Raw genomic sequence first — 4,313 nt, forward strand, 5'->3', positions numbered from 1 at the left:
GCTCGAGGCGCGGCTTCGCTCCAAGCCGCTCGCGCCCGGGTTCTCGCGTGACGACTACGACAAGCGGCTCGCCTACGAGATCGGCGTCATCGGCCGGATGAGGTTTCCCGGCTACTTCCTGATCGTCGCCGACTTCATCAAGTGGGCGAAGTCGCGCGACATCCCGGTCGGGCCGGGCCGCGGCTCGGGCGCCGGCTCGGTGGTCGCCTGGGCGCTCACCATCACCGATCTCGATCCCTTGCGCTTCGGCCTGCTGTTCGAGCGGTTTCTCAATCCCGAGCGCGTGTCGATGCCGGACTTCGACATCGACTTCTGCCAGGATCGCCGCGGCGAGGTCATCTCCTATGTGCAGGAGCGCTACGGCCGCGACCAGGTCGCGCAGATCATCACCTTCGGCACCTTGCAGGCGCGCGGCGTGCTGCGCGACGTCGGCCGCGTGCTGCAGATGCCCTATGGGCAGGTCGACAAGCTGACCAAGCTGGTGCCGCAGAACCCGGCCGCACCGGTGACGCTCGCTGCCGCTATCGCGGGCGAGCCGAAGCTGCAGGCGTTTCGCGACGAGGATCCCGTGGTGGCGCGCGCCTTCGACATCGCCCAGCGCCTCGAAGGCCTGACTCGCCACGCCTCGACCCACGCCGCCGGCATCGTGATCGGCGACCGGCCGCTCAGCGAGCTGGTGCCGCTCTATCGCGATCCCAAGTCGGACATGCCGGTCACCCAGTTCAACATGAAATGGGTGGAGCCGGCCGGCCTCGTGAAGTTCGACTTCCTGGGGTTGAAGACGCTGACGGTGCTGGATGTCGCAGTAAAATTGCTCAAGCAGCGCGACATCCATGTCGATCTCGCGACATTGCCGCTCGACGATGCCAAGAGCTACCAGATATTGGCGCGCGGCGATGTGGTCGGCGTGTTCCAGGTTGAAAGCCAGGGCATGCGCCGCGCCCTGGTCGACATGCGGCCGGACCGTTTCGAGGACATCATCGCGCTGGTGGCGCTGTATCGGCCGGGCCCGATGGCGAACATCCCGACTTACTGCGCGCGCAAGCATGGCGACGAGGAGCCGGAATACCTGCATCCGACGCTGGAGCCGATCCTGAAGGAGACCTTCGGCGTCATCATCTACCAGGAACAGGTGATGCAGATCGCGCAGGTGATGGCCGGCTATTCGCTCGGCGACGCCGATCTCCTGCGCCGCGCCATGGGCAAGAAAATCCGCGCCGAGATGGAGAAGCAGCGCGCGGTCTTCGTTGCGGGCGCGGTCAAGAACAACGTGCCGAAGGGCCAGGCGGAAACCATCTTCGAGCTGCTGGCGAAGTTCGCCGATTACGGCTTCAACAAGAGCCACGCCGCGGCCTATGCGCTGGTGTCCTACCACACCGCCTACATGAAGGCGCATTACCCGGTCGAGTTCATCGCAGCGTCTATGACGCTCGATCTCAACAATACCGACAAGCTCAGCGAATTCCGCTCCGAAGCGCAGCGGCTCGGAATCAAGGTCGAGGCGCCCAACATCAACCGCTCCGGCGTCACCTTCGAGGTCGGCGAGGGCACGATCTACTACGCGCTCGCAGCGTTGAAGGGCGTAGGTCCCCAGGCGGTCGAGATGATCGTGGAAGAGCGCAAGAAGGGCGCCTTCACCTCGCTCGCCGACTTCGCCGCGCGCGTCAATCCGCGCGCCATCAACAAGCGCGTCATCGAAAGCCTTGCGGCAGCCGGCGCGTTCGACACGATCGAGCCGAACCGGGCGCGCGTCTTTGCCGGCGCCGACGCGATGCTCGCCGCCTGCCAGCGCAGCCATGAGGCGGCTACCTCCGGGCAGAACGACATGTTCGGCAGCGCGGCCGATGCGCCCTCCATCGTGCTGCCGCAGATCGAGCCGTGGCTGCCGGCGGAGCGGCTGCGGCGCGAATATGACGCGGTCGGCTTCTTCCTGTCCGGTCATCCGCTCGACGACTACGCGACCGTGCTCAAGCGCCTGCGGGTGCAGAGCTGGGCCGAGTTCTCGCGTGCGGTGAAGACCGGCGCGACCGCGGGAAAGGTGGCGGCCACCGTCGTCTCGCGCATGGAGCGCCGCACCAAGACCGGCAACAAGATGGGCATCATGGGCTTGTCCGATCCGACGGGCCATTTCGAGGCCGTGCTGTTCTCCGAGGGGCTGGCGCAATATCGCGAGGTGTTGGAGCCGGGCGCCGCCGTGCTGCTGCAACTCGGCGCCGAGTTGCAGGGCGAGGACGTCCGCGCCCGCGTGCTGCATGCCGAGCCGCTGGATGACGCCGCCGCCAAGACGCAGAAGGGCCTTCGAATCTTCCTGCGCGACACCAAGCCGCTCGAATCCATCGCGCGACGTCTCAGCATGCCGGAGGCTGCCGCTACCAATGGCGGTCCTGCGCGCCCGTCGCAGGCAAAGCTCGCGCCGGCACCCGTCGGCGGCGCCGATGGCGACGTCTCGCTGGTGCTGATGCTCGATCTCGAAACCGAGGTGGAAATGAAGCTGCCCGGCCGCTTCAAGGTCTCGCCGCAGATCGCCGGTGCCCTGAAGGCGGTCGCAGGCGTGGTGGACGTACAGACTCTGTAGATCGCGTCTGCGTTTTCCCGCCGTCCGCCTTATTGGCACCCTTGTTTGTTCAAATGCTGTTCAGGTTCGCGCGCGCTATGTGGCCGCGAGGAACCCGTAACCAGCGGCGGGGATGGACCAGATGGACCTCGGCAGAAGACTTATCGCACCCGCGCTGTGCCTTGCGCTCGCATTCGGCCTCGGCCTTCTCGCGCCGGCCTCCGCCCAGCAACAGGAAAAGCGCATTGCGCTGGTCGTGGGCAACAGCGCCTACGGCAAGTCGCCGCTGGCGACCGCGGCCAATGACGCCGGGCTGATCGCGCAAACGCTGCAGGCTGCCGGCTTCGATGTGGTCGGCGCCCGCGACCTCGACGGCGACACGCTGCGCCGGACCCTGCGCGACTTCATCCAGAAGGCCGAGACCTCCGGCTCCGATACCGTCGCGATGATCTATCTGGCCGGCTACGGCTTGCAGCTCGCAGGCGAGAATTACTTCGTGCCCGTCGATTCCGGCATCGGCCGGGAGACCGATATCCCGACAGAAGCCCTGCGGATCGGCGACTATGTTCGCCGTCTTGGGTCGCTGCCGATGAAGGCGAGCATCGTGGTCCTGGATGCTGCCCGCCAGCAACCCTTCGTCGAGGGCGGACAACCCATCGCCAGCGGGCTTGCGCTGGTCGAACCCGAGCCGCGCATGCTGATCGCCTTCAATGCGGCGCCGGGTACCGTCGCGCCGGTCGGGCAGGGGCCGTACGGAGCTTATGCGCAGTCGCTTGCGGAGATGATCCGCACCGGCGGGCTGCCGCTGCCCGAGCTGTTCGATCGCGTCAGGCTGCGCGTCAATGAGAACAGCAAGGGTGCCGAGGTGCCCTGGCACGCGCACAAGCTCGACACCGATTTCGTGTTCTTCGACCGGGCGCCCGATGCACCGGCGCCGCCGCCAGCCGATCAGGTCGCCGACGTCAGGAACAGGCCAATCCGCGACCTCGGCGCCAGGGATGCCTATGCGGCCGCGCTCGAGCGCGACACGCTGCAAGGCTATGACGAGTTCATTGCGGCTTACCCCGGCGATCCGCTGGCCAGGCGCGTGCGGGCGCTCGCCGCCGCCCGCCGCGAGGCGATCACCTGGATGCGGACCTATCGCGCCGATACGCCGCAGGCCTATTGGTCCTATCTGCGCCGCTACCCGAACGGGCCGCACGCGGCCGACGCGCGGCGCCGGCTTGCCATCCTGACCGCACCGTTCGAGCCGCCGCCCACTTTCGTGGTGATGGATTACGACGTGCCGCCGCCGCCTCCGGAAGAGATCGTCTATATCGATCGGCCCGTGGTGGTGTTCAGCGATCCCTACTACGATTTCGCACCGCCGCCGCCACCGCCGGTGTATTTCCTGCCGCCGCCGCCGCCAGAATTCGTCGTCCTCGCGCCGCCACCACCGCCGATCGGGCTGTTCATCCTGCCGCAGCCGGTGTTCGTGCCTATACCGGTGTATGTCCGCGCGCCCCGCTACGTCGCGCCGCCGCCGAACAACATCATCTTCTCCAACATCCACAACACCCGGGTCATCAATACCGTGATCAACCGGCCGCCGGCGCCGCCGCCCGGCGGCGCGCCGGTGGTGCCCGACTCGGCCAGAACCCCGTTCGGAGCCAAGGGAGCCATTCCGGTTGCTGCTCCCGGTGCGGCCACCCCGGCGCTGCCGCCTTCGGTCGCGCAAAAGGCCACGCTGATCCAGCAGGGCAAGGCGCCGGTGCCGCCA

General features: G+C 67.3%; 2 protein-coding genes. Both read left to right on the forward strand.

The window, feature by feature from the left end:
- Positions 1-2,575: DNA polymerase III subunit alpha (gene dnaE / locus ACT4OC_RS14095; RefSeq protein ID WP_444839608.1), on the forward strand; the 2,575-nt coding region annotated here is incomplete at its 5' end.
- 121 nt (positions 2,576-2,696) lie between these two features.
- On the forward strand, positions 2,697-4,313 hold a 1,617-nt coding region (locus tag ACT4OC_RS14100), incomplete at its 3' end, for a caspase family protein (RefSeq protein ID WP_444839609.1).

It is taken from the genome of Bradyrhizobium sp., assembly GCF_052389815.1.
Classification (GTDB): Bacteria; Pseudomonadota; Alphaproteobacteria; order Rhizobiales; family Xanthobacteraceae; genus Bradyrhizobium.